Origin of the sequence: Aggregatibacter segnis ATCC 33393 (assembly GCF_900476035.1) — a bacterium.
Lineage (GTDB): Bacteria > Pseudomonadota > Gammaproteobacteria > Enterobacterales > Pasteurellaceae > Aggregatibacter > Aggregatibacter segnis.
In genome coordinates this window covers 1,128,744-1,155,330 of record NZ_LS483443.1, presented here as the reverse complement: position 1 = coordinate 1,155,330, position 26,587 = coordinate 1,128,744, and the positions used below count along the sequence as shown (strand labels likewise).

Genomic DNA, 26,587 nt, shown 5'->3' with positions numbered 1-26,587 from the left:
TCGCAAGATTGCCGAACATTAATCATAAAGATCTTCGCCATTTTTTCGGGTACGCAGAAGCTGCAAAATCCATACATATTGTTCCGGTGTTTCGGTGACAAAACTTTCGATTTCTGCGTTCATGGCGCGAGCAGATTGCTGCGGATCATCACTCAGTGTCATTGCCGGATGAATTTCCATTTGGTATTTACCCAGCTGCGCGTTATAACGCGGAAACATTGGAATCACAACAGCTTTTGCCAACTTCGCCATTTTATTAATGCCCGGCAAGGTTGCTTTGTAGGTCGCGAAGAAATCCACATACACGCTTTGTTCTTCACCAAAATCTTCGTCCGGCAAATAATAACCCATTTGTCCTTGTCGAATGTGACTCAAAAACGGTTTGATACCATTTTGGCGCGCATGCATTTTGCCACCAAAACGTTGACGCGCCAGCGTCCAAAGCCAATCCACCAGCGGATTGCGATGCGGGTTATACATGGATGTCATCGGAATGCCATGAGTGTGCAAAATAATCCCTGATGCATCAATCGCCCAACCGTGCGGCACCAGCAAAATCACATTTTTACCCTGCTCTTTTGCCTGTTTAATATGCTCAATGCCAATAAATTCACTGCGCTGTTGCAAATGTTTTTTTGAACGCACCGCAATCTCGCCGATCCCTAGCATCACTTGCGCCAATACAACAAACATGTCATCAATCACCTGTTCGCGGTGTTGTTCCGACCATTGCGGAAAACAATATTGCAAATTAATTTGCGCACGTTTGCGTTGCTTTTTCGCTTTATGTCCAACCAACAGACCAATCTTGGCGGCGAATTTATCGCGCAAACGAAAAGGAATAAACGCCAGTAACAGCAAAACCAAAATACCGAGCCAAATGCCCCAGTATTTAGGCTTTAAATAAGACCACGAGAAATGCGGCTCATAGCCGACACGTGCCGTTAAACGAATATTTTGTTGAGAATCTGCCATAAAAAACGTTGCGGAAATTCACCGCACTTTATCCCCTTAAAAATTAAACCAGCCTTGATCAAAGGCCATTTTTATCGTCATGATAAAAGACATAACCACCACCATTGGGCGAATCAACGTTTTACCTTTTGTCATCACCATTTTAGCGCCTAAATTGGCGCCAATAAATTGTCCCGCCATCATAGCCAAACCGACCGTCCATAAAATTTGCCCCCCAATAAGGAACAAAATTAAGGAAGCCAAGTTAGAGGTAAAATTCATGACTTTGGCATGGGCGGTTGCCTTGGCTAAATTAAAACCCAATAAGGTCACACATGCCAAGCTCATAATCGAACCGGTGCCCGGCCCGAAAAATCCGTCATAAAAACCCATCAATGTGCCGATACAAAAAGCGAAAACCGGATAAGACAGGCGTTGTTTACGATCTTCATCGCCCAGTTTAGGGGTCACTAAAAAATAAACACCGATGGCTAAAATTAAAAATGGCAGAATTTTTTTAATGACGGAGGCATCAATCAGCTGAATTAAAATCGTTCCAGCGACAGAACCAAAGAAAATCATCAGCAAGATTAACCAAACTTCCGAAAAATTGACCGCCCTTTTACGTAAAAAATAAAGACTGGCGGAAAAGGAACCACCACAAGCTTGTAGCTTGTTAGTCCCCAACGCGACCGCAGGCGGAATGCCTGTCATCAGCAACGACGGAATCGTAATTAATCCGCCACCGCCGGCAATCGCATCAATAAAACCGGCAACCAAAGCGACCACAAATAAAATGGCTAAAATATCAAGACCGAATTCCATCCCTTACTCCAACCATTCACTCCGATTTGGTGAGTTCAAGATTTGTTGACACAAAAAAGGTTCCGGCGGTGTGACTTTTGGCTTACTTGGTGTTGCCCCGGGTTTTGGCGGTTCAAACCAAGAATAAAGTTCGCTATCACAACCATCTCCGGCTGGCACCGGTGCTTGGTTTTCGCAGTGTTGTGCTCCCGGCGGACAAGTGAGGCGCACATGGAAATGCGAGTCATGCCCAAACCACGGACGGATTTTATGCAACCAAGCACGATCCGAACCTGCCGTTTCACAGAGCTTTAACTTAATCGCCGGATTAACAAAAATACGCGTCACTTTCGGATCTTCCGCGGCTAACTTAATCAGTTTTGCGTGATTTGCTGTCCAAATGCTTTCGTCCACCCGTTGTGCTTTGCGATTCACCACCAACAAACCTTTTCCATCTGAATTCAAGGCATCAGTGTCAGACATACTGCCCATGCGCAACCAAATGTCAGCATCTAAGCCCATTTGATGACTGGCGTGCCCCGTCAAAAAACGTCCGCCCCCCGGCATAGCAATATCCCCAACCAACATCGTTGGTAAACCAGCCGCTTTGACGCGTTGCCCAAGACGTTGCAAATAACGAATCATGTCCGGATGACCATAATAACGGTTTTTATTCATACGAATGACTTGATAGCCTTCGCCTTTATAAGGCAAGGGTTCCGCACCGATAATACAGCCGTTGGAATAGCTGCCAATCGCCTCGGCTTTGCCGTTTTCTGCCGGAATCGGGCGTTTGATCTGTTGCCAATCTTGTGGTGCAGCAAAAGTGGAGGTCGCAAAAAAAACGCTGCTAAAAATGACCGCACTTTTGATGAGTTGATGAAAAATCTTATTCATTATGGTGTCCCTGTTGCAAATTATCGACACTGCGCCTGAAATCGTAATAAATGATCTAATAGCACAATCGCCATCATCGCTTCGGCAATCGGCACGGCGCGAATCCCCACACAAGGGTCATGACGACCTTTGGTCACCACCTCTACGGGTTCGTTATTAAGATTGACTGAGCGCCCCGGAAGGGTGATGCTAGAGGTAGGTTTTAACGCAATGGTCGCAATAATCGGTTGTCCTGAGCTGATACCGCCCAAAATGCCGCCCGCATGATTGGAAAGAAAGCCCTCCGGTGTCATTTCGTCACGATGTTCACTGCCCTGTTGTTCTACGACGGCGAAACCATCGCCAATTTCTACGCCCTTTACCGCGTTAATGCTCATCAGAGCGTGGGCTAAATCCGCATCCAATCGGTCAAATACCGGTTCGCCTAAGCCCACCGGCACATTTTCGGCAATGACAGTTAATTTGGCGCCGATGGAATCACCTTGCTTTTTCAAGTCACGAATTAATTCATCGAATTTTTCCACCGCTCTTTTATCCGGACAGAAAAACGGATTACTATTCACTTCCGCCCAATCAATGTTTTCAAGGGATTGTGGTGCAATTTTCACTTTGCCGATTTGGCTTAAAAAGCCTCGCACTTCAATGCCGAATTGTTCACGTAAATATTTTTTTGCAATAGCGCCTGCCGCCACACGCATGGCGGTTTCACGAGCAGAAGACCGACCGCCACCGCGATAATCACGAATACCGTATTTTTGCTGATAAGTGAAATCAGCATGCCCCGGGCGAAAACGATCTTTGATTTCGCCATAATCCTGCGAGCGTTGATCGCCGTTTTTGATGATCATGCCAATGCTGGTACCGGTGGTTTTGCCCTCAAAGACGCCGGACAAAATTTGCACTTCATCGTCTTCTCGACGTGGCGTCGTGTAACGAGAGATACCCGGTTTACGGCGATCTAAATCCGGCTGAATATCTGCTTCCGAAAGCGCCATATTTGGTGGCACACCATCAACAATACAACCTAATGCGATGCCATGAGATTCACCAAAGGTGGTGACGCGAAACAATTGCCCAATCGTATTTCCAGCCATAATCTTCTCTCTTTAATTCGATTTATGATTTCACTTCCACCAACGGCATAATCGCGCCGGTATCTTGATTTTTGATAAAGACATCAAGCTGATTGAAAGCGATCTCAATGTTATTTTCCGCAAACAATTCGTTAATACGGCGGTTTAACGCATCAATGGTATTGGTGCGCTCAGAGACTTGAGAAACATAAACTCGTAATTCATGATCCAAAGTGCTAGCGCCAAAACTGAGGAATAAGGCGCGCGGTTCCGGATCTTTCATAATATTAGCTTGTTCTGAGGCCGCTTTTAGCAATAAACGTTTGACCAAGTCTAAATCAGAGCCATATGCCACCCCAATGGAAATCACCACACGAGTAATCGTGTTAGACAATGCCCAGTTAATGACCTGTCCGGTCACGAAAGATTTATTTGGTACAATGACTTCCTTACGATCAGGATCGATAATCGTAATCGCACGAATACGGATTTTCGCTACCGTGCCGGTCACATCGTTAATGGTCACGGTATCACCAACCCGAATCGGACGTTCAAATAAGAGAATGATACCCGACACGAAGTTCGCAAAAATTTCCTGCATACCAAAACCGAGACCTACAGAAAGTGCGGCGAATAACCACTGCAATTTTGACCATGACATGCCCAAGGTGGCAAAAGCCCAAGCCCCACCAATGGCAACTAACGTGTACGTCAATAACGTGTTGATAGTATAAGGCGTACCTTGTGATAACTTCACGCGGGAGAAGATCAACACTTCTAAAATCCCCGGCAAGTTGCGCACTAAAATGTAAGTAATACCGATAATCACTAACGCAACAAGTAAGTTAAACAGCGAAATACTTTCGGTTACCACACCGGCTTCTGTTGTCGTTGTTTGCTGCCATAAGGTAATGTCGCGTAAGTAACTTGCTACGGTGACTAAATCCGACCACACATAATAGAGAATCGCAAACAATGCCGTCCAAATGAATAAATCGGCAAAACGTAACAACTGACTGCGCACTTGGTTGACCGCCATGCCTTCTTCTTGCTCGCTCACCACCACAACATCATCGGAAGGCGAACCATCATTCAACTCAGCCGCTTTTTGCTGACGTTTTTCTTGTAAACGACGATAAGCCAAACGCTGAGAAGATACTGTGATCGCACGGTATATCGTATGGCGCGCCAACGACCAAACCACCCAAGCGATGTAGGTGTTAATCATATGATTAATTAAGTTTAGTGCCGTGTAGTAATAACCGAGAACCACCAATACGATTAACCCGACCGGCACTAATTGCAACAAGATGCGGACAATTTTTAAAAGCAGTTTATCGCGATGATCGTGGCTTGTTTGACCAAAGGCTTTTGACGCTTTGCTAAAACGTGGTGCAATGATGACGATACAGAAAACTAATGCGATGATGGTATTCACTTCTCCAAGCACATCATCCGCCAAACCGCTTTCCATTACGTCACTAAATACCGAAGTATTCAATAACAACACCACGGTAACAATGATGCGTTTTGTAATGGCTTGCAGTTTTTCAGCCGCATCCTGCGTGAAACCGAAGTGGTGTACCAAAATGCCATTTGGACGTAACACCGCAAGGACAAAAGTAAAAAACCACCAATACGCCGCCATACTCAACGACCACTGCCAAAATTCCGCAGGGTTTCTCACGAAGAAGAAACCAAACAACTGACAAACGGCCAAGAACCATAATGTTGACGATAACGAAATAATGCCGGTAAACAATAACGCCATAGGGGTGTGCCACTGGCTATCGGTTCTAAGGCGATTAATTTCACTGTTGATAGAGGCTAATTTTTGTTTAATAAAGGTTTTAAATCTAAAGATAATGCCACCAATAAGCACTAAAATCGCCACATAGGTCAGCAAATAAGGCAAATTATCAAAATTACTCGGAAAACCTAATTTTTTACTGATTCCCTCAAGTTGCTCGCCAAGCGACATAGGTAAATTCTTAAACCACGCTAAATTAATCGGGTTATTGCTTTTTACCCAAAAGCTTTGTTGATCCAATTTGGCTTGAATTTGATCACTGATTTGCGTAATTTGTTGCTGTGTCAATTCTAAAGAAATCGCTAAATTCAGCTGATTATTTAAGGACTTAATCACATCTGAAGCAATTTTACGGCGCTCTGTCAACAAATTGATGAGCTGTGTTTTTTCCGCCTCAGTAAAGGTTTGATTCTGATCCGCTTGAACTTTCGCTAAGTAAGCATCTAAATCGTATAACTCATTACGGCGTTGGGTCATATCAAAAATTTGTACACGCAAATCGGCAATTTGTTTTGATAATTCTTGGATATTCAAGTTTGTCGGTAATTTTTGTTTTTGTTGTTGAATAATCCGTGATAGCACTAATGTGCCTTGCAACGCACTAATTTGCTCATCAATGGTGCGCTGCGTTTGGGTTAAGCTATCCAACACACTACGCATACGCAATTCATCTTGCGTCAAGGCGTTGGTTTTTTCCGTTTGTTCCAATAAAAATTGGCTCAGTTGCGCATTACGCTCCAATTCTTTCTGAATATAATTATTTTTGACCGCACTTTGACTTTGTTGCTGTACTTGATCAACCTGATTTTGTGTTTGTGCCAAATGCTGTTGATTAATCGCCTCTTGAATGGCTGCAATCTGTTGTTGTAGCACTTGCGCACGAGCGTTTAATAAGTCATAACGGCTTTGATATAACACCGTCAACTGATCGCTGTTTTTCAACAAAATTTGATTGTAATTATTTTTCAGATCAATCAGTTGTAACTCTAACTGAGCCTGCTGTTTCAATGCTGCTGAAGTCGTACTATCGCCAAGCTTTTGATTAAGCTCTTGCGCACGCTTCAAATTGGCGGTTAATGTGGCTTGCGCCCGCTCGGATACTGAGCTTTGCCCCGCCAATTGGCTATTCACTGCCCCTAACGCCGATTGCGTTTCCTGTTGTTGTTCGATTAATTTTTCAAGCTGAGCCTGTAAATCCGCTAAGTGGCGAGATTGATAATCCTCGGCTGTGGCGGTATTTAATTGTTTTTTCAACGTTTGTAATTCGGCATTATTCTTCTGAATCTCAGCTTCCGCCCCATTCAATGTAGCTTGTAGCGCCTCATTGGCCTTTTGCTGCGCTTGAATTTGTTGCAATAAATCCAAAGAGGTTTGAATGTCTGTGACCAACGTTTGTTTTTCATCACCATCCGGCATTTTTTGTGCTGCGGCAAGATCTGCCTTGAGACTTTTTTCGGTTGGCAAAGACAGGGTATTTTGATCGGCAAAGGCACTTTGTGACACCGCCATATTTAAAAATAAGGCAGCACAAAGTGCGGTTAAAAACGTTTTTATTTTCATATTTATCCTAATTGTTTCGCTAGCCAGCCTGCTAACGTTTTCCGAGAAACTTTGATTGCACCGTCGCTTAAATTTAACGGCAATTCATAATAGGCAACAGGTTGTTTAAAACGTTCCAATCGCCCTTGTAAAAATCCCTTCAGATTTTCCACCGCACTTTTTGTCGGCTCTCGCCATTCCACAATAGCTACCGGTCGTTGACCGAACTCCGGATCGGTGACAGGCAACACAAAAACCTGTTTGACTAAATCAGACTGTAAAATCAGTTTTTCAATTTCTTCCGGCTGAATGTTTTCTCCGCCGGAAATAAACATATTATCAATTCGCCCTGAAATCACAAGTTCGCCGTCGTGCCAAATACCTTTATCTTTCGTGGCAAACCAACCTTGTTCGTTAAGAAAAGAAACGATGCGGCCCTCTTGCCAATAACCTAACGCCAAGCCTGCACCGCGCAACCAAATTTCCTCATTGTGCAAACAGTATTCACGTCCGGCTAAAGGCTGCCCTACCCCGTTTTTTTCATCACTTTGTTTAGCAAACACCGTGGAGGCCATTTCTGTCATGCCATAACCGGAATAACTTTTCACGCCAAGACGCTGCAAAGCTTGCGTCAGTGCTAAAGGAATATGTGCCCCGCCAAGCAATACAGCGCGTGTTTGTATTGCCGTTGGTTTTTCTTGCAAATACTGTAACCAGCGTTGCACTTGCGTTGGCACCAAAGAAACATGAGTCACCTGATTGACTGCCGCATAAAAATCTTCGCCGGGTAACACCAAGGTTGCCCCTGTCGTCAACCAACGCCACACAATTCCCTGACCGGAAACATGATATAACGGCAATGAAAGCAACCATGAATCTGCCGCACCAAATTGCATTAAATCACATACGCCTTGAGCGTTTGCCAAATGTGCTTGCACATTATGCACAACGGCTTTGGGTAAGCCCGTAGATCCTGATGTGAGCGTCATGGTAGCCGGTTGCGTCAAATTAACGGGAAAATCGCCGAAAGAGTCTATTTTCTCTGCCTGCTTTATGGCATCCGAAAAAGTAAAAAAACACCTGAAAATCTCACCGCACTTTTGGGATTCTGCAACACATTCTGCGTGGTCTGCGGTAAAGAAAAAATCCGCATTATAGGCTTGGCAAAGTGCAATACGTTTTTCCAGTGGAAACATGGGGTTGAGCATTAAAACGCGGGCACCGATTTGAATCGCCGATAAATAAAATAACACCAGTTCTAGGCGATTTTTCCCACACAATGCGATGCCATTTTGTGGCTTCACACCAAGATGTTGTAAATACGTGGAGATTTGCTGTGTTTTTTCGAGGAGTTGCGGCCATGTAAAAGCGTCGCCTTGCAAAACTTGCAAGGCGATTCGCTTGGAAAATAAAGGAGATTGTGCAAATTGCTGACCCAGTGCCATAAGCGTTAATTTGCCGTAAAAAATGACCGCACTTGATCAATTAATTGTTCCGGCAAATGCATGGACTGCATCGCGCCTTCCAACATAAGCATTTTACGACCGCTGTTGGTATTTGTGATCACCCAATACGGCGTATCCGGAATTTGTTTCGGTTTCGTATGATTCCCTGCCATTAACAAGGTGCCTTCATCACGGGCAAAATAAACGCGCGTGCGCCCTTGCAATGACTCGGTGGCGAGGGCAAACCCTTCCGGGTTGGTGCGATATAAAATTGTCAGAATATTTAAGAAACGAATGACCGCTTTATTTTCTTGTTTAAATGCTTCTGAGTTGAGTAACGCTTCTAATTTTGTGATGGTTTTCTGCATAACCTCATCGGATTGCTTTTTAATCACCGGCTTGTTAATTTCTTCTTCGAAAACAGGTGGTTGTTCCGCTATCTGAATTGACTCATTGGAAGACGTAGTGACCGTCGTCGATTGACTTTCCGGAAGACTAAAATAAGCATTGCGCGGAGAAAGATTTAATAAACGGCGTAAAATATCCGATGCACTTTCGCCAATAGATTGCGTGTTGCCGGCAATGTATTGATAAAGCTCTTCGTCCACTTCGATAATTTTCATTTTCTTTCTCCACTTGCTTGATCTATTTAAGCTTTTCGCACATTATAGCGAGCTATTAGCAAATTCTCTAGCCCCAAATTTAGCCGATGAAAAAATTACTCAATTTTCAATTTAATGAATTAAAACAAGCAATTAACAAACCTGTTTTGGTGTTCATTCATGGTTTATTCGGCGATATGAATAACTTGGGCATCATCGCTCGCGCCTTTAGTGATGATTATTCTATTTTACGGATGGATTTACGTAATCACGGCTTGAGTTTTCATAGCGAAGACATGAATTATGATTTAATGGCGAAAGATGTAGTTGACGTGATTCATTCTTTGGGCATTCATGAAGTGATTTTAGTCGGGCATTCCATGGGTGGAAAAAGCGCTATGGTTTGTGCCGCAAATTACCCTAAATTCGTCAAAGGCTTAGTCGTGATTGATATTGCACCTGTCGCTTATGGCGAACATGGGCACGATGACGTATTTAACGGTTTATTTGCTGTAAAAAATGCTCAACCCCATACCCGTCAAGAGGCTAAACCCATTTTATCACAGCATATTCGCGATGAAAGCGTACAACAATTTATGTTGAAATCCTTTGATGCCTCAAGTAACGATTATTTTCGCTTTAATTTGACCGCACTTAAGCGCAATTACCCTCACTTAATGGGCTGGGAATCTCGCCATATCAAACAACCTTGTTTGTTTATCAAAGGCGGCAATTCATCTTATATATTGCCCGAATATACCAATCGCATTTTATCCCAATGTCCACAGGCGACCTCCTTCACCATCAACGGCAGCGGGCATTGGGTTCACGCAGAAAAACCGCAATTTGTTATCCGCGCGATCACGCATTTTTTAGATAGAATTAATAGCTCAGATGAATCTAAATAGAATTTCATTTGGTGTGGAATTTATGATATAGTTCGCAACAAATTTCGTTGTGGCTTATCATTATCACTTTCTGAATAATTCTTTATTCGATGTGATGAATACGCCAGTGGTTAACAAAATGGCAAAACAAGATTCTGACTGCATTACTTTAGATTTATTTAGTGAAATTCGTAGAGTTGGGCGTCCGAAAACCAATCCACTGAGTCGGGAGCAACAAATTCGTATTAATAAACGCAATCAATTAAAACGTGATAAATCCTGTGGATTAAAGCGTGTCGAATTGAAATTGCATGCGGATTTGGTTCAACAACTAGAAGATTTAGCATCCACTCGAAACGTGAATCGTTCCGAGCTAATCGTAACAATTTTACAAGATTATTTTAACGTTAAGAAATAGGTAACAAGATGGCTGTTGTCGGCTTATTTTATGGTAGTGATACAGGCAATACTGAAAACATTGCCAAAATGATTCAAAAACAATTAGGTAGCGAATTAGTTGATATTCGTGACATTGCAAAAAGTAGCAAAGAAGATATCGAAGCGTATGATTTTCTTCTGTTTGGTATCCCAACTTGGTATTACGGTGAAGCGCAATGCGACTGGGATGATTTTTTCCCAACATTAGAACAAATTGATTTTACTGATAAACTTGTTGCGATTTTCGGCTGTGGTGACCAAGAAGATTACGCCGATTATTTCTGTGATGCCATGGGAACAATACGCAATATTGTTGAACCTCACGGTGCAATTATCGTTGGTCACTGGCCAACCGAAGGTTATACATTCGAATCATCACAAGCATTAGTTGACGATAATACCTTTGTCGGATTATGTATTGATGAAGATCGTCAACCGGAATTAACGTCTGAACGTGTCAACAAATGGGTTAAACAAGTTTATGACGAAATGTGTTTAGCTGAGTTAGCTTAATAGCAAAAAAGGAGCTGTTATGTCTGAAGAAAACATCAAATTATTAAAAAAAGCAGGATTAAAAATTACTGAACCCCGTTTGACGATTCTTGCTTTAATGCAAAAACACAGTGAACAGCATTTTTCTGCGGAAGATGTTTACAAAATGCTATTAGAAAATGGTGCAGACATCGGTTTGGCCACGGTATATCGTGTTTTAAACCAATTCGATGAAGCAAAAATTTTAATTCGTCACAACTTTGAAGGGAATAAATCCGTTTTCGAATTAGCACCGACACAACATCACGACCACATTATTTGTACCGATTGTGGAAAAGTGTTTGAATTCAATGACGAATTAATTGAAAGTCGCCAAAAAGAAATCAGTAAACAACATGGCATTGAGCTTTCCAGCCACAGCCTGTACCTTTACGGAAAATGCAGCGATATCCATCAATGTTCAGAAAATAACAAAAAATAGTCACAAATAAGGCGGTCTTCGAACCGCCTTATTCATATTAAAAACACATCAAAAACCTACCGCACTTTTCTCATCTAAAAACAAGATTTTCCTTAGGGGAAAATGCCTTGTTGTGCTATAATTACGCCAATTTTTTCACTATTAAATTTAATGATTAGGAAGTTCTAAATGTCTGATTTCGTCCAAGATATTACGCCGGTCAGTATTGAAGAAGAGCTGAAATCTTCATACCTCGATTACGCCATGTCCGTTATTGTAGGACGTGCCTTGCCTGATGTACGTGACGGCTTAAAACCGGTACACCGCCGCGTGTTATTTGCTATGCACGAAGGGGGCAATGCCTACAATAAACCTTACCGTAAATCTGCACGTATTGTGGGTGACGTTATCGGTAAATACCACCCGCACGGTGATAGCGCGGTATATGATACCTTGGTGCGTATGGCGCAACCTTTCTCCTTGCGTTATATGTTAGTGGACGGTCAAGGTAACTTCGGATCTGTAGATGGCGATGCGCCGGCGGCGATGCGTTATACGGAAGCCCGTATGACCAAAATCGCCCACGAATTATTGGCAGATCTCGATAAAGAAACCGTCAATTTTGTGCCAAACTATGATGGTTCGGAACAAATTCCTGAAGTATTACCAACCAAAGTCCCAGCCTTATTGGTCAACGGCTCCTCCGGGATTGCAGTGGGGATGGCAACCAACATCCCACCACACAACCTAGGCGAAGTATTAGACGGTTGCTTGGCTTATATCGAAAATAACGATATCACCATTGATGAATTGATGAGTCACATTCCCGGTCCGGATTTCCCCACTGCGGCACTCATTAACGGCCGTAAAGGCATTGAAGAAGCCTATAAGACCGGTCGTGGTAAAATTTATGTCCGCGCCCGTGCGGAAATTGAAACTGATGAAAAAGGCCGTGAAAGCATCATCGTTAACGAAATTCCGTATCAAGTTAATAAAGCCAAATTAATCGAAAAAATTGCGGAATTCGTCAAAGAGAAAAAAATTGAAGGCATTAGCGGTTTACGTGATGAATCAGATAAAGACGGTATGCGTATCGTCATTGAAATCAAGCGCGATGCCGTGGGTGAAGTGGTATTAAACAACTTGTATGCCCTCACGCAAATGCAGGTCACTTTCGGGATTAATATCGTGGCATTAGACCACGGTCAGCCGAAACTCTTGAATTTAAAACAACTCATTGAAGCATTCGTGTTACATCGCCGCGAAGTGGTGACCCGCCGTACCATCTTTGAATTACGCAAAGCACGTGAACGCACCCATATTTTGGAAGGTCTTGCCATTGCGTTAGCCAATGTGGACCCAATTATTGAGCTAATTCGTCAAGCACCAAATCCGGAAAGCGCCAAACGTGAATTGCTTGCCCGTCCATGGCAACTTGGGCATGTGGCAGAGATGTTGGCAGCAACCGGTGTCGATGCTGCTCGCCCGGAAGATTTAGACGAACAATACGGTATCCGTGACGGTTTATATTATTTGACCGAAGTCCAAGCCCAAGCCATTTTAGATTTACGTTTACAAAAATTGACCAACTTAGGTCATGACGAAATTCTAGACGAATACAAAAAATTATTGGAAGCCATCGGCGAATTGCTCTATATCCTACGCAGTCCTGAACGCTTAATGGAAGTGATTCGTGAAGAGCTGGAACAAATCCGCGAACAATTTAACGACCCGCGCAGAACAGAAATTACGGCCGCTTCCGGCGACATTAATTTAGAAGATTTAATCGCCCAAGAAGATGTGGTGGTAACACTTTCTCACGAAGGTTATGTGAAATATCAGCCAATTAGCGATTACGAAGCACAACGCCGAGGTGGCAAAGGCAAATCCGCGACCAAAATGAAAGAAGAAGATTTCATTGAGAAACTCTTGGTTGCCAATACCCATGACACCATTCTTTGTTTCTCCAGCCGTGGACGCTTATATTGGTTAAAAGTATACCAACTTCCACAAGCCAGCCGTGGCTCGCGCGGACGACCAATCGTCAATATTTTACCGCTCAATGAAAATGAACGTATTACCGCCATTTTACCGGTGACCGCTTACGAGGAAGATAAATTCGTCGTCATGGCAACCGCCGGCGGTATTGTGAAGAAAATTGCGTTAACCGAATTCAGCCGCCCACGTTCTAGCGGTATCATCGCGCTAAACTTACGCGATGAAGATGAATTGATCGGTGTCGATATCACCGATGGCAACAATGAAATCATGTTGTTCTCTTCCCAAGGTCGCGTGGTACGTTTCAGCGAATCCGCTGTCCGTGCAATGGGGCGTTTGGCGACAGGGGTACGCGGTATCAAACTTGCCTTAACCAATGATCTGAATGACGATGAAAGTGCGGGTGAAATTGAAGAGGTTTCTGATGACAACACAGAAGAAACCTTAGATCTCAACATCGATAAAGTCGTTTCGTTAGTCATTCCGAAAAATGACGGTGAAATTCTCACCGCAACACAGAACGGCTACGGCAAACGGACGAAATTAGAAGAATATCCGACCAAATCCCGTAATACCAAAGGGGTGATTTCCATTAAGGTAAGTGAACGTAATGGCAAAGTCGTTGCGGCAACCCAAGTGGTTGATACGGACCAAATCATGTTAATCACCGATGCCGGTACCTTGGTTCGTACCCGAGTAAGTGAGGTCAGCATCGTCGGACGTAACACGCAAGGTGTTCGCTTAATCCGCACAAGCGAAAATGAGCACGTTGTGAGCTTGGAGCGTATCTGCGATGTCGATGACGAGGAAGGCGAACAAGAAAGTGCGGTAGAAAATACCGAAGAATAACAACATGAGAGCATTTTAAGGCAGCAGTGTTTTATTGCTGCCTTAAATATTGGGGGATAAATGGATATTTATTTAGTTTATTTGCACATTATTTGTGCCTTCGTCAGCCTCGGATTACTCATTATTCGTGGTGCTATGCAGTTAACGAAGAAAGACTGGCGAGCAGTCAAATTGTTGAAAATTCTACCGCACTTAATAGATACTCTATTGATTTTAAGCGGTATTATCATGCTATTTATGTTTAACTACGGCTTACCGGTGTGGATTATTGCGAAAACGGTATTATTGATCGGCTATGTCATCTTCTCGGCAAAATTTTTCAGCAAAAAACAATTGCAAAATCAACCGCACTTTTTCTTCTTGGCGCTTGTATTACTGATAGCCACGATCCTAATCGGCTATTTTCACTAAAAATAAAAAAGTGGGTATCAAACCCACTTTTTTATCCCCCGGCTAATTTCACCTTGTGGCCTTTATTTTCCAGCAGCTGTTTCAGTAAATCACGTTTTTCACCCTGAATTTCGATAGTATGATTTTTTACTGAACCCCCACATCCACAACGTTTTTTTAGTTCCGCGGCTAAGGTTTTCAATTCGGTTTCGGCTAATGCAAGCCCGGTAATAATGCTCACACCATTACCTTTACGGCCACTTTTTTGCAGTTGAATTCGTACGATACCATCACTTTGTGGAATCTCTTCCTGCGGTTTATCGGCTTTAATCCGTCCTACTTCAGTAGAATAAACTAATTGATTTGTCATAATAAATTACGCGATAGAAGCGTTAATCGCTTTCAATACCTCTGCCGGATTTTCAGCCTGCGTAATTGGACGTCCAATGACCAAATAATCAGAACCGGAACGAATGGCAGCAGCTGGTGTCATCACACGACGTTGATCACCAAAATCGGCGCCAATCGGACGAATCCCTGGTGTAACAAGCAAGAAGTTTTCACCACAGTTACGACGTAAAATTTCCACTTCCTGCGGAGAACATACCACGCCATCTAAACCTGCACGTTGGGTCAAATGCGCTAGACGAATCACCTGTTCCATTGGCGAGGCATTAATGCCAATTTGCAATAAATCCAAATCTTCCATACTCGTTAACACAGTCACCCCAATTAATAACGGTGCATCTTTTCCATAAGGCTCAAGAATTTTTTTCGCTTCCTCCATCATGCGCAAACCACCGCTTGCGTGTAAGTCCACCATCCAAACGCCTAAATCAGCTGCAGAACGAACCGCTCTTGCCACGGTATTCGGAATATCATGAAATTTCAAATCAAGGAAAACATCAAAATTACGCGAATGTAATTGCTTCACAAAATTTGTTCCAAGAGTGGTAAACATTTCTTTCCCGACTTTTAAACGACAATTTTGTGGGTCAAGCTGATCAACTAACGCTAAAGCATCTACTTCTTTTTCATAATCTAATGCGATGATGACTTTATTTGTCATATATTTCTCCTTACAGATAAGCAATGTTAGCGGCTAATCATGTTCAATCGCGCTAACCGGTTTAATCGTTTCCCATTGACGACAAGAGGGACAACACCAAATTAATTTATGGGTTTGATAACCGCAATTACTACAACGATAATCAAAAGTTTGTTTAATGCGCTCTCCCACCATTTTATGTAACAAAATCAAACTATCCTTCCCTCTTCCATTTTCTGCATCATCAATTTGATATTGAATAAAACGGTGAAAAATAGGCGTAGCCGGATTTTGTTGGAGTTGTTGGTAAAGCTTAAGTTGTGCCGCAGCAAGCCCATCTTTTTCTTCAATAAGATCAGCTAACATCAAGGATACCGCACTATTATGATTTTTTTGATTGGCTTTGATGAGAAATAACTCAAAATTATCTAACTGATTTAATTTTTGGTAGCAGAATTTCAAGGTGTTTAAAACTTCACCTATATAATCAGAATTTTGCGTCAAAATATTTTCTAAAATATCGACCGCACTTTTATAGTTTTCTTGTTTAATCGCTAAATCAGCAAGCATTATGGATGCCCTAGCACAACTAGGAGAAACCTTTAAGGCTTGCAATAAAATCTGTTGAGGGTTTTCTTTGCTATCTTGGGGTAAATTGCGCACGTATTCACAATAATAGTGTGCCAATTCGATATGATTTTTTTTAGGAGAGATTTTTGCAAGCTTTTCAGCAACGTTAATGGCTTTTTTCCATTCTTTCGTTTTTTGATAAATAATCGCCAGTTGTTGTAATGCCGCCTCGGCAAATTCGGGCTCATCAACCATTAAAATATAAAGATGTTCAGCACGATCAAAAAAACCCACCGCCATAAAATCTTTTGCAAGCTGTTGTTTAGCAAGCAATTTTTGTTCAAAAGTATAATATGGGCTGTTATCTAATGCTTGATGAATTCGTAATGCACGATCTACCTCGCCACGCGAACGAAAAAGATTTCCCAGTGTTAACTCAGCCTCAAATTGTGATGAACTATTAATTTCATTTTCACTTTCTTGTTTTTGGAGCATATCCAAAAATAAATCAACTGCTTTATCTGTTTGATTAGCTAGTAAGAAATTAACCCCAGTTACATAATCACGGGAAAGTTTATTACTTATGTCCTCCTGATCCCTTTTAGCACTACGATGCCCCATATACCACCCATAAGCGGCAGCAATAGGTAAAAGAAGGAAAAGCAATTCAAGCATTATTGAGAAACCTTATCTCTACTGTTTGTTAATTCATTAATTTGTAGGGTTTGTCGTTTGATCTGACGATTTAATGCAATATTTTTAAGTTTTAGTTTGATGTAGAAAAAACCGGTAATGAACCAACCAAGGATAAGTCCTAAGCCGAATAAAATAGCAACCAAGGTAGAAAGTTGGAATTGGCTTTGTGCGACAATATAGTTGAACGTGATAACTTGATCATTATTTGCACCGACGGTGACTGCAACTAGCACAATAGCTAACACGATGATTAATCCGAAAATATATTTAATCATTTTCTTTCTCCTTAAAATAAAGTTGCTTTCATTATGCCAAAAATGAGCATAAAAAACGACACTTAAAAGTGCCGTTATAAAAAGTTAGTCAAATAAATTATGCGTAAACATCAACGCGTTCTCTTAGCTCTTTCCCTGCCTTAAAGTAAGGTACACATTTTGCATCTAATTTTACTTGTTCACCAGTTTTAGGATTACGACCTAAACGAGGCTGGCGACAATGCAAAGAAAAGCTACCGAATCCACGTACTTCAATACGTTCACCACTTTCTAATACATATGACATTTGTTCTAAAATCGCTTTTACTGCTTCTTCAACAGATTTAACAGGTACATTGTGATTTTTCTGTACTAAAAGTTCAATCAGCTCTGATTTAGTCATACAATTCTCCTAACTCTTTAAACCGGCATATTACTATGCCGGTTTTATTAACAAAGCGAATTATTCACCTTTTGCTGCTTTGAAAGCTTCAGCCATTGCATTTGGAATAGCAACATCTTCTTGCTTATTCACAGTTGCAACTGCAGCTGCTTCTTCAGCTTGATCTTTCGCACGAACAGATAAGTGAACAATACGAGCTTTACGATCTACACCAGTGTATTTTGCTTCAATCACATCGCCTGCAGCAACTTCATTCGTTAAATCAGCTGCGCGGATGTAACCTTCCACACCACCGTCTAATTCAACTTTAGCGCCTTTCGCATCGGCTTCAACAACTTTAGCGTTTAATACAGTGCCTTTTTTGTTGATAGCAACGAAGTTATTGAATGGATCTTCTTCAAGTTGTTTGATACCTAAAGAAATACGCTCTTTCACTGCATCGACTTGTAATACAACTGCGGCAACTTCATCACCTTTTTTGTAATTACGTACAGCTTCTTCACCTTGAACATTCCAAGAAATGTCAGACAAATGAACTAAACCGTCAATACCGCCATCTAAACCGATGAAGATACCAAAGTCAGTGATAGATTTGATTTTACCAACAACTTTATCACCTTTGTTATGAGTTTCAGCGAATTGAGCCCATGGGTTTGCTTTGCATTGTTTCAAGCCTAAAGAAATACGACGACGTTCTTCATCAATTTCTAATACCATCACTTCAACTACATCACCTAAGCTAACCACTTTAGATGGGTGAATATTTTTGTTAGTCCAATCCATTTCAGAAACGTGAACTAAACCTTCAACACCGTCTAAAATTTCAACGAAACAACCGTAGTCAGTTAAGTTAGTTACTTTACCGGTTAATTTGCTGTTTACTGGGTGATTTTCAGCGATTGCCGCCCAAGGATCTTGACCTAATTGTTTTAAGCCTAAAGATACACGGGTACGATCTTTATCGAATTTCAATACTTTAACGATGATTTCATCACCAACATTAACGATTTCGCTTGGGTGTTTAACACGTTTCCAAGCCATATCGGTAATATGTAATAAACCGTCAACACCGCCTAAATCAACGAATGCACCGTAGTCAGTTAAGTTTTTAACAGTACCTTTAACTTCAGCACCTTCAGATAAGTTCGCTAATACTTCTTCACGATCTTGGCTGCTTTCAGATTCGATTACTGCACGACGGGAAACAACAACGTTGTTACGTTTTTGATCAAGTTTGATTACTTTGAATTCTAATTCTTTACCAAGTAGGTGATCTGCATCACGAACTGGGCGAGTATCAACTAATGAACCCGGTAAGAATGCGCGAACACCGTTTAACTCAACTGTGAAGCCGCCTTTCACTTTACCGTTAACTAAACCAAGTACAGTTGCTTGTTCGTCGTAAGCTTTTTCCAATACAATCCAAGCTTCGTTGCGTTTTGCATCAGCACGGGAAGCAACAGTTTCACCGAAACCATCATCCACAGCTTTAAGCACAACATCAACAACATCACCAACTTGAACTTCCAATTCACCTTGTGCATTTAAAAATTCTTCGGAAGGAATTGCAGACTCGGATTTAGAACCGGTATCTACAAGTACGAAGCCTTTTTGGATAGCAACGATGGTACCTTTAACAACTGCACCTTGACGGGTTTCAAGGTCTTTCAATGATTCTTCAAAAAGTTGAGCAAAAGATTCTGTCATAATTAATCTTCAATTTAAGTAAATAACGTCCACTTCTAATCCATAAAAAGTGGGGCTGATAACAAAGTTTATCCATCCTTGAATAAACCGTAAAAATTTAAGCTTTAATACCAATACGCTGCTGAATATAGTTTAAGGCCTGACAAATCACTTCATCGATACTCAATGTCGTGCTGTCAAGTAAAAACGCATCATCAGCGGGTTTTAAAGGGGCGACTGCTCGATTTCTATCGCGCAAATCACGCTCTTTTATCTCGGCTAAAATCTGTGCAAAGTTACCACTAATCCCCTTATTTTGCAACTGGTTATAGCGTCTTTTTGCACGTTCTTCCGCACTCGCATCTAAAAATAATTTCACTTGCGCATCAGGAAATACCACCGTTCCCATATCGCGACCATCCGCAATTAAACCCTCATTTTTGGCAAAATCCTGCTGGAGTTGTAGTAATGCAGCACGAACTTGCGGGAAAACTGCCACTTTTGATGCCGCATCTGCCACTTCTTGCGTACGAATTAAATGGCTGACATCCATGCCACCTAATAATACATTCACCTCACCATTTTTCGGCACAAACTGAATATCTAAATGACGGGCAAGATCAGCCAATTCCGTTTCATTGGTTAAATCGGCATGGCGTTTTAACGCGGCCAATGCCGTCACACGATAAATTGCGCCGGAATCCAACAACGCAAAACCTAGTTTTTCTGCCAATGCGTAACATAAAGTGCCTTTACCGGCACCGCTTGGTCCGTCAACCGTAATAATTTTATTCATGATTTTTCTCTGTCAAAAGGGATTGAATCTCAACCGTCATTTGGTCAAACATGTCATAACGTTTACGATACATGGAACGTTTTTTACTTTGAATTTCTTCTAAAGGACGACGCTCAAGTGCGGTCGGAATTTGCCAATAATTTTCTGCCAACTTGCCCTCATTTTCCTGCCAAAATTCATCGTAGTTAAATAATAATTTTGCCGAATCATTCCAACGATATTTTGCCTGACGTTTATGTGGAATGCCTTCCAAGCGACAATTCAACGTCTCCGCAAAAACTTTAAAGGCATTCACCAACATAAACATCGGACGAACACCATGCAGCAATTTTGTCGCCTGACGCACTAAATCTTGCGCCTTATCGCCTTTTGGCCCTTGAATTGAGGCGATCAATAAACGGTTATCCGCTAAAAACGTAAAGCTGGCAGAATAAATCGTACGTTGATTCGCATCGGTTAAACCGATAGCAAAAAAGCCTTCATAAGGATCGATATGGTTGAGCGTTAAATTTAATGCCAATTCATCCGTTAACTGTGCCAACAGTACCGGCTGTTGTGAGATTAATGTCTCGCATAACGACACACCAAAGTGTTTTTCCGCCATGGCAAAATTGGTCTTAATAGAGTCTAAACGCTGTGTCGCATTAAAGTGTTTATCACAGTACTGGCTTAATAGCGTATTTACACGATAAGGATACTGAGCAAAAACCGGCTGCCACAAGGGATTTTCATGAATAAAATCGACTAACGCCTGACATTGCACTGCAAAAACCAAACGGCGCGCCCGATAACGTAGCCATTCCCGCAACAATTTTAATTTGCGTTTTTCTACGGGAAACATTTCATGAAATGTTGGAAAATGGAATTTCGTCACCACAAACCTCAAAAAGAATTCAATAAATTAAGTGCAAAATTATAGCAAAAAGGCAGTTGCTTTTAAATGCGCCGATAGGCTGTAAAAACGTAGAAAAAAACGACCGCACTTTATAGTTTTATCTTTTCGAAGAGAAAAAGTGCGGTCATTTTCACGGGTATTTTATGCCACAAAGACCTGCTGCACTAAGAACATGTACAATAAAGTACCGGCGGCAATGGACAAAAACATGTTCCGTTTCCAAAAATGCAATGCCAGCACCACTGCGCCTGCAATAAACTCAGGCAAGCCATGAAAACCGCTCAATACATCAATATTTTTATAGCAATAGACCACCAGCATGCCAAACATCGCCGCAGGCAACACGCGCCCTAAATAACGAATATATTCAGGAATCGGACGGTTGGCAGGGAAAATCCAAAACGGCAGCCAACGCGTAATTTGCACGGCCAACACGGCAATAGCAATGGTAAGGATTTGTTCCATCAAGCTCATTTATTGCACCCTCTCTAATTTCGTGGTCAGCTTCGGACGACTGAATGTTAAGACCATCCAAATGCCTATCAGGGTTGGCAATAAGAAATAGTCATGACCAAAAATCAGCAGCGAAATAAATGCTATCGCCAGACCTAACAGGGAACTTTCGTGAGATTTTTCTTTCGTCCAATTTTCCGCAAAAATCACCAGAAACAACGCAGTCATTGCAAATTCTATCCCTTTCAAATTAAACGGAATAATATTGCCAAACAGGTTGCCCAAGACTGCCCCGATCACCCAATACATATGCAGGTAAAAGCTGACAAAAAACAGATACCAGCCACGATCCAAGTGCGGTGGGATTTTTGCCATATAATTAAGAGAAAAAGACTCATCAACTAACGTTGCGATAAGATACGGGCGCTTTTTACCTAAAAATTTACCGTATTTTTCCAACATGGAAATACTGTAAAAAATCTGCCGTCCGCTAACCATCAAGGTAATCAGCAAAGCATTGAGGGGCGCAAAAGACAAGGTGAGCGCACCGGCGATAATAAACTCAACAGAACCGCCATAGATCAATAATGCCATTAAAAACGGATACCACACGCTGAACCCAAGGGCTTTCATGTAAATGCCGTAGGCTATACCGAGGAATAAAAAACCGGCAATCATCGGTGCACTATACGGCAATGCCGCTTTGGCTGCGGCAAAAATAGGATGAGGCGTTGTCTTAACATCAGACATACAACTAATTCTCTTCTAATACAGATAGTTCAGGTAAGGTTGAAAAGCTTTGTGCTTTCACGGTTTCATAGAAATCATCCACGAAAGCAACTTGTGCATCCGCTTCACGAAAAGCCGCATATAAATTGCTGTGTAAACCTTGGTCGGTAATTTTGCGCGCCACAATGTAACCCCGATCCAAATAAGGTTTCGCCGCCCAAAACGGCAATGCGGCGATGCCACGTTTACTGGCCACCAACTGAATAATGGCAATAGTGAGCTCACTGGTTCGACGGGTCGGATTAATACCTTTCGGATGCAATACTTTACGTAGCAAATCCAACATATCATCCGGTACAGGATAAGTAATCAGCGTTTGATCAATAAAATCTTCCGCCTGCCAAATGTCTTTTGCTGCTAACGGATGATCTTTCGCGCACAGCCCCACCATTTCATAGGAAAACAGCGGCTTATACACAATGCCCGGATTTTCTTCCACTTCTTGCACCACCGCCCAATCGGCACGATGACTTAATAGCAAGCCAACCGCATCCGTATGGAAACCGGACACAATATCCAGTTCCACCAACGGCCAATGTTTACGGAAAGAATCCATTGCCGGCATCAACCAATCAAAGCAAGTATGACACTCCACGGCAATGCGTAATTCCCCTGCATCGCCTTGTTTTACTCGCGCTAAATCGCGTTCTGCTTCAATCACTTTCGGCATAATTTCATTAGCAAGCTGAATCAAACGCTCCCCTGCGGCAGTGAAATGCAAGGGTTGGGTTTTACGTTCAAATAACGGCAAGCCGTATTGATCTTCTAATAATTTAATTTGGTGAGACAAGGCTGACTGGGTGAGATAAACCCGTTTGGCCGCCAACGAAACGCTGCCGGTTTCTTTTAAGGCTAACAAGGTTTTTAAATGTCTGAGTTCAAGGAAGATTGGTTTCATGAGAAAGATTCATACTTATGAGAAAAATGATGAAACCCTATAATACACGAAAATGCCCTGTACTTTAATGTTACCTAGAAGAAAAGTGCGGTGTGTTTTCACTGTGTTTTTTTGCTCGTCACATATCTTAATACCATGAATCATAAGATCATTAAAATTTTTCATAAACTTTCAGAAAATTATTAATTTGCATAATAAACTTGATTCCGTCATTCTAGCCTCGTACAGACGTTTAGCCGTCTAAATCATTTAACACAAAACAAGGAATTATGATGACAACATTTCATTTATCGGGTTTCCCACGCGTAGGTGCCAAGCGTGAACTTAAATTTGCCCAAGAACGTTACTGGCGCGGTGAAATCGCTGAAGCTGATTTATTAGACATTGCAAAAAAATTGCGCGAAATTAACTGGCAACATCAAGCCAATGCGAATGCGGATTTCGTGGCGGTTGCTGATTTCACTTTCTACGATCATATTTTAGATTTGCAAGTGGCGACAGGCGCCATTCCTGCGCGTTTTGGTTTCGACAGCCAAAACTTAACCCTGGATCAATATTTCCAATTAGCGCGTGGCAATAAAACACAATTCGCCATTGAAATGACCAAATGGTTTGACACCAACTATCACTATCTCGTGCCTGAATTCCACAAGGACATCCAATTTAAAGCCAACCCGGCGCACTATGTGCAACAAATCCGTGAAGCCAAGGCCCTTGGTCACAAGGTAAAACCCACCATCGTTGGTCCATTAACCTTCCTTTGGTTAGGGAAAGAAAAAGGCGCAGCCTTCAATCGTTTCGATTTATTAAACAAACTCGTGCCGGTTTATGTGGACATCTTAAACGCATTAACCGCTGAAGGCGTGGAATACATTCAAATTGATGAACCTGCCTTAACTCTAGATTTACCGGCAGAATGGATTGCCGCTTATAAAGCGGTTTACGCGACTTTTGCGGCAAAAGTCAACGCCAAACTGTTGCTTGCCACGTATTTCGGCTCCGTGGCGGAACACGCCGATTTATTGAAAGCCTTACCAGTAGCCGGTCTTCACATTGATTTGGTGCGTGCACCGGAACAACTCTCCGCCTTTGCCGATTACGACAAAATCCTTTCCGTAGGCGTGATTGACGGCCGTAACATTTGGCGTGCGAACTTAAACCAAGTGTTAGATGTGGTTGAACCATTAAAAGCAAAATTAGGCGAAGGTTTATGGATTGCACCAAGCTGTTCCCTACTCCATACGCCTTATGATTTGGCGGTGGAAACCCAACTGCAAGCCAACAAGCCGGAGCTTTATCAATGGTTGGCGTTCACCTTGCAAAAAATTCAAGAATTACGCGTCATTAAAACCGCACTTGAGCAAGGCAGAACAGCTGTGCAAGCAGATCTTGATGCTAGCCAAGCAGCCGCTGACGCGCGTAAAAACTCCCGTGAAATCCACCGCACTTGTGTGGCGGAACGTTTGGCAAATCTGCCGAAAAATGCCGATCAACGTAAATCGCCATTTGCAGAACGGATTAAATTACAAAATGCGTGGTTAAATCTACCATTGCTGCCAACCACCAATATTGGTTCCTTCCCGCAAACCACGGAAATTCGTCATGCCCGTGCCGCCTTCAAAAAAGGCGATCTCAGCTTGGCGGATTACGAAGCGGCAATGAAAAAAGAAATTGAATTTGTGGTACGTGAACAAGAAAAATTGGATTTAGACGTGTTAGTGCATGGCGAAGCGGAACGTAACGACATGGTGGAATACTTCGGCGAATTGCTTGATGGATTTGCGTTCACCAAATTCGGTTGGGTACAAAGTTACGGTTCCCGCTGCGTAAAACCACCGGTCATTTACGGTGATGTGACCCGCCCGGAACCGATGACCGTGCGTTGGTCGCAATATGCCCAAAGCCTCACCAACAAAGTGATGAAAGGGATGTTGACCGGCCCGGTAACGATTTTACAATGGTCTTTCGTGCGTAACGACATTCCACGTTCCACGGTGTGTAAACAAATTGCCGTAGCGCTTTCTGATGAAGTGTTAGATTTAGAAAAAGCAGGCATCAAAGTCATCCAAATTGACGAACCCGCTATCCGCGAAGGCTTACCGCTCAAACGTGCCGATTGGGACGCTTATTTACAATGGGCAGGCGAAGCTTTCCGTTTAAGTTCAATGGGTTGTAAAGATGATACGCAAATTCACACACACATGTGTTATTCCGAATTTAACGACATTCTACCGGCTATTGCCGCCCTGGATGCCGACGTGATCACCATCGAAACCTCCCGTTCCGACATGGAATTGCTTACCGCATTCGGTGATTTCAAATACCCGAACGACATCGGCCCGGGCGTGTACGACATCCACAGCCCACGCGTACCAACCGCAGAAGAAATTGAACATCTTCTTCGCAAAGCGTTGCAAGTGGTGCCAAAAGAACGCTTATGGGTAAACCCGGACTGCGGCCTAAAAACCCGCGGCTGGCCGGAAACCATTGCCGCATTAAAAGTGATGGTGGATGTCACGAAGAAATTACGTGCGGAATTAGCCTAATTCACAGATAATTGTTCACAGGTAAAAAAAGCTGAATCTCAAAGAGAGGTTCAGCTTTTTCGTTTTAGGAAAGAGAAAAGAGCGGTTGTTTTTAAAAGAGTTTTATTCAACAAAATATGGAAAAGTGCTCTCTTTTTTAAACATGTCGCTTCGCTGTGGAAGCAAAGGTAATTTTATCAGGGCGATAACTAATGCTACCGTACTGAAATGGGCGTCCGTCGGCTAAATAAGTGGTGCTGGTAACGTTCACAACCATATTATATTCACCGAGATCCATGGTGCTTTTTTCTTCTTCATTGGCATAACGAAACACAATTTCACGCTGTGAATAACTAATTTTCAGACCCAGTTCACTTTCTAAATAGTGATAAATGGATTGTTCCGCAATCTCACGATTAATGAAAGGAACAATACGACGATCAAAGTAAGAGACTTCGTATTCCACCGCTTCCCCGTCAATTTCACGAACACGACCGATACGGTAAAAATCAATTTGATCATTTACATTAAAGATCTGCATTAATTCCTCTTCCCCTTGCACAATATACAAGCTGGTTAAGGTTGTTTTCACTTGATGGGTTAAAGGGCGATTCAGCTCACCAACGGTTTTGATCTCGGAAAGCTGTTGAGGCGTTGATAAATTATGCTCGAGAACAATAGAAGTTCGCCCCTGTTGTTTCTGAATGTAACCGTCCATTTCAAGCAGAGAAAGGGCTTTGCGAATAGTGTCTTTAGAAAAACCATATTCTTGCATAAGCTCACTTTCACTGGGTAATTCTTGCTTTGGCGGTAAAATTCCATCGTTTATTTTGGTTTTTATATCATTATAAACCGCTTTGTATTTACTCACTTTTCCACTCCATTTTGGACTTTTATTCCCTTCTTTAAACCGCGAATAGAATACCATAAACCCTC

General features: G+C 42.2%; 26 protein-coding genes. 7 read left to right on the top strand and 19 right to left on the bottom strand.

Translation table 11 applies throughout. The annotated features are described in order from the left end of the window. Nucleotides 1–18 precede the first annotated feature (18 nt). Genes lpxM through seqA form a run of 7 tightly spaced genes read right to left on the bottom strand, consistent with a single transcriptional unit; the run spans nt 19 to nt 9,145 of the window. Complete coding sequence (gene lpxM / locus DQN58_RS05730) at nt 19–975, bottom strand: lauroyl-Kdo(2)-lipid IV(A) myristoyltransferase (protein ID WP_006717640.1); 957 nt, start codon at nt 973–975, stop codon at nt 19–21. A 36-nt stretch (nt 976–1,011) separates the two neighbouring features. Next, nucleotides 1,012–1,779, bottom strand: a complete 768-nt coding sequence (locus DQN58_RS05725; RefSeq protein ID WP_006717637.1) for a TSUP family transporter — start codon at nt 1,777–1,779, stop codon at nt 1,012–1,014. A gap of 3 nt (nt 1,780–1,782) precedes the next feature. Beyond that, nucleotides 1,783–2,655 (bottom strand): penicillin-insensitive murein endopeptidase, encoded by an 873-nt coding sequence (gene mepA / locus DQN58_RS05720; RefSeq protein ID WP_006717635.1) that lies wholly within the window; start codon nt 2,653–2,655, stop codon nt 1,783–1,785. Nucleotides 2,656–2,675: 20 nt separating this feature from the next. Further along, nucleotides 2,676–3,749, bottom strand: coding sequence for a chorismate synthase (gene aroC / locus DQN58_RS05715; RefSeq protein WP_006717633.1), 1,074 nt, complete (start codon nt 3,747–3,749; stop codon nt 2,676–2,678). 22 nt (nt 3,750–3,771) lie between these two features. Continuing rightward, complete coding sequence (gene mscK / locus DQN58_RS05710; protein WP_006717631.1) at nt 3,772–7,098, bottom strand: mechanosensitive channel MscK; 3,327 nt, start codon at nt 7,096–7,098, stop codon at nt 3,772–3,774. Nucleotides 7,099–7,100: 2 nt separating this feature from the next. Next, entirely contained in the window at nt 7,101–8,522 is a 1,422-nt protein-coding gene (gene menE, locus DQN58_RS05705) for an o-succinylbenzoate--CoA ligase (protein WP_006717628.1), read from the bottom strand. A gap of 5 nt (nt 8,523–8,527) precedes the next feature. Then, a complete protein-coding gene (gene seqA / locus DQN58_RS05700) occupies nt 8,528–9,145 on the bottom strand; it encodes a replication initiation negative regulator SeqA (protein WP_006717627.1) in 618 nt (205 codons plus the stop codon). Between the two features lie 86 nt (nt 9,146–9,231). Here seqA and DQN58_RS05695 point away from each other — a divergent pair, with 86 nt between their 5' ends. The 6 genes from DQN58_RS05695 to DQN58_RS05670 all read left to right on the top strand — a co-directional run bounded on the left by DQN58_RS05695 (nt 9,232) and on the right by DQN58_RS05670 (nt 14,659). Beyond that, nucleotides 9,232–10,032 carry an alpha/beta fold hydrolase gene (locus DQN58_RS05695; RefSeq protein ID WP_006717625.1) on the top strand — a complete coding sequence of 267 codons (801 nt, stop codon included), beginning with the start codon at nt 9,232–9,234 and terminating at the stop codon, nt 10,030–10,032. Between the two features lie 118 nt (nt 10,033–10,150). Further along, a complete protein-coding gene (gene ybfE / locus DQN58_RS05690; protein ID WP_032998105.1) occupies nt 10,151–10,429 on the top strand; it encodes a LexA regulated protein in 279 nt (92 codons plus the stop codon). A gap of 8 nt (nt 10,430–10,437) precedes the next feature. Further along, on the top strand, nt 10,438–10,962 hold the full coding sequence (gene fldA / locus DQN58_RS05685) for a flavodoxin FldA (RefSeq protein ID WP_006717621.1): 525 nt from the start codon (nt 10,438–10,440) through the stop codon (nt 10,960–10,962). A 19-nt stretch (nt 10,963–10,981) separates the two neighbouring features. Beyond that, a complete protein-coding gene (gene fur / locus DQN58_RS05680) occupies nt 10,982–11,422 on the top strand; it encodes a ferric iron uptake transcriptional regulator (RefSeq protein WP_006717619.1) in 441 nt (146 codons plus the stop codon). A 168-nt stretch (nt 11,423–11,590) separates the two neighbouring features. After that, a complete protein-coding gene (gene gyrA / locus DQN58_RS05675; protein ID WP_006717618.1) occupies nt 11,591–14,248 on the top strand; it encodes a DNA topoisomerase (ATP-hydrolyzing) subunit A in 2,658 nt (885 codons plus the stop codon). 60 nt (nt 14,249–14,308) lie between these two features. Continuing rightward, on the top strand, nt 14,309–14,659 hold the full coding sequence (locus tag DQN58_RS05670; RefSeq protein ID WP_006717615.1) for a SirB2 family protein: 351 nt from the start codon (nt 14,309–14,311) through the stop codon (nt 14,657–14,659). Nucleotides 14,660–14,690: 31 nt separating this feature from the next. Here the strand turns inward: DQN58_RS05670 and yciH are convergent, their stop codons facing one another. The 11 genes from yciH to DQN58_RS05615 all read right to left on the bottom strand — a co-directional run bounded on the left by yciH (nt 14,691) and on the right by DQN58_RS05615 (nt 23,126). After that, on the bottom strand, nt 14,691–15,008 hold the full coding sequence (yciH, locus tag DQN58_RS05665; protein ID WP_006717613.1) for a stress response translation initiation inhibitor YciH: 318 nt from the start codon (nt 15,006–15,008) through the stop codon (nt 14,691–14,693). A gap of 6 nt (nt 15,009–15,014) precedes the next feature. Further along, nucleotides 15,015–15,707: an orotidine-5'-phosphate decarboxylase gene (gene pyrF, locus DQN58_RS05660; RefSeq protein ID WP_006717611.1), complete on the bottom strand. Its 693-nt coding sequence runs from the start codon at nt 15,705–15,707 to the stop codon at nt 15,015–15,017. Nucleotides 15,708–15,740: 33 nt separating this feature from the next. Then, nucleotides 15,741–16,931, bottom strand: coding sequence for a lipopolysaccharide assembly protein LapB (gene lapB, locus DQN58_RS05655; protein WP_006717610.1), 1,191 nt, complete (start codon nt 16,929–16,931; stop codon nt 15,741–15,743). After that, on the bottom strand, nt 16,931–17,227 hold the full coding sequence (locus DQN58_RS05650; protein ID WP_006717608.1) for a LapA family protein: 297 nt from the start codon (nt 17,225–17,227) through the stop codon (nt 16,931–16,933). The genes lapB and DQN58_RS05650 overlap by 1 nt, the downstream gene beginning before the upstream one ends. A 97-nt stretch (nt 17,228–17,324) precedes the next feature. Continuing rightward, nucleotides 17,325–17,609: an integration host factor subunit beta gene (locus tag DQN58_RS05645; protein WP_006717606.1), complete on the bottom strand. Its 285-nt coding sequence runs from the start codon at nt 17,607–17,609 to the stop codon at nt 17,325–17,327. Nucleotides 17,610–17,669: 60 nt separating this feature from the next. Then, on the bottom strand, nt 17,670–19,316 hold the full coding sequence (gene rpsA / locus DQN58_RS05640; protein WP_006717605.1) for a 30S ribosomal protein S1: 1,647 nt from the start codon (nt 19,314–19,316) through the stop codon (nt 17,670–17,672). A gap of 97 nt (nt 19,317–19,413) precedes the next feature. Continuing rightward, nucleotides 19,414–20,091, bottom strand: a complete 678-nt coding sequence (gene cmk / locus DQN58_RS05635) for a (d)CMP kinase (protein ID WP_006717603.1) — start codon at nt 20,089–20,091, stop codon at nt 19,414–19,416. Then, on the bottom strand, nt 20,084–20,932 hold the full coding sequence (locus tag DQN58_RS05630) for a VirK/YbjX family protein (protein WP_006717601.1): 849 nt from the start codon (nt 20,930–20,932) through the stop codon (nt 20,084–20,086). Before DQN58_RS05630 ends, cmk begins: the two co-directional genes overlap by 8 nt. A gap of 195 nt (nt 20,933–21,127) precedes the next feature. Beyond that, nucleotides 21,128–21,460, bottom strand: coding sequence for a branched-chain amino acid transporter permease (locus DQN58_RS05625; protein ID WP_006717599.1), 333 nt, complete (start codon nt 21,458–21,460; stop codon nt 21,128–21,130). Beyond that, on the bottom strand, nt 21,461–22,189 hold the full coding sequence (locus DQN58_RS05620; RefSeq protein ID WP_006717597.1) for an AzlC family ABC transporter permease: 729 nt from the start codon (nt 22,187–22,189) through the stop codon (nt 21,461–21,463). A gap of 4 nt (nt 22,190–22,193) precedes the next feature. Continuing rightward, nucleotides 22,194–23,126 (bottom strand): LysR family transcriptional regulator, encoded by a 933-nt coding sequence (locus DQN58_RS05615; RefSeq protein WP_006717595.1) that lies wholly within the window; start codon nt 23,124–23,126, stop codon nt 22,194–22,196. Between the two features lie 272 nt (nt 23,127–23,398). Here DQN58_RS05615 and metE point away from each other — a divergent pair, with 272 nt between their 5' ends. Further along, a complete protein-coding gene (gene metE / locus DQN58_RS05610; protein WP_032997809.1) occupies nt 23,399–25,672 on the top strand; it encodes a 5-methyltetrahydropteroyltriglutamate--homocysteine S-methyltransferase in 2,274 nt (757 codons plus the stop codon). 136 nt (nt 25,673–25,808) lie between these two features. Here the strand turns inward: metE and DQN58_RS05605 are convergent, their stop codons facing one another. Beyond that, the gene (locus DQN58_RS05605; protein ID WP_032998104.1) at nt 25,809–26,522 is read right to left on the bottom strand and encodes a UTRA domain-containing protein; all 714 of its coding nucleotides are present in this window, start codon (nt 26,520–26,522) and stop codon (nt 25,809–25,811) included. Nucleotides 26,523–26,587 lie beyond the last annotated feature (65 nt).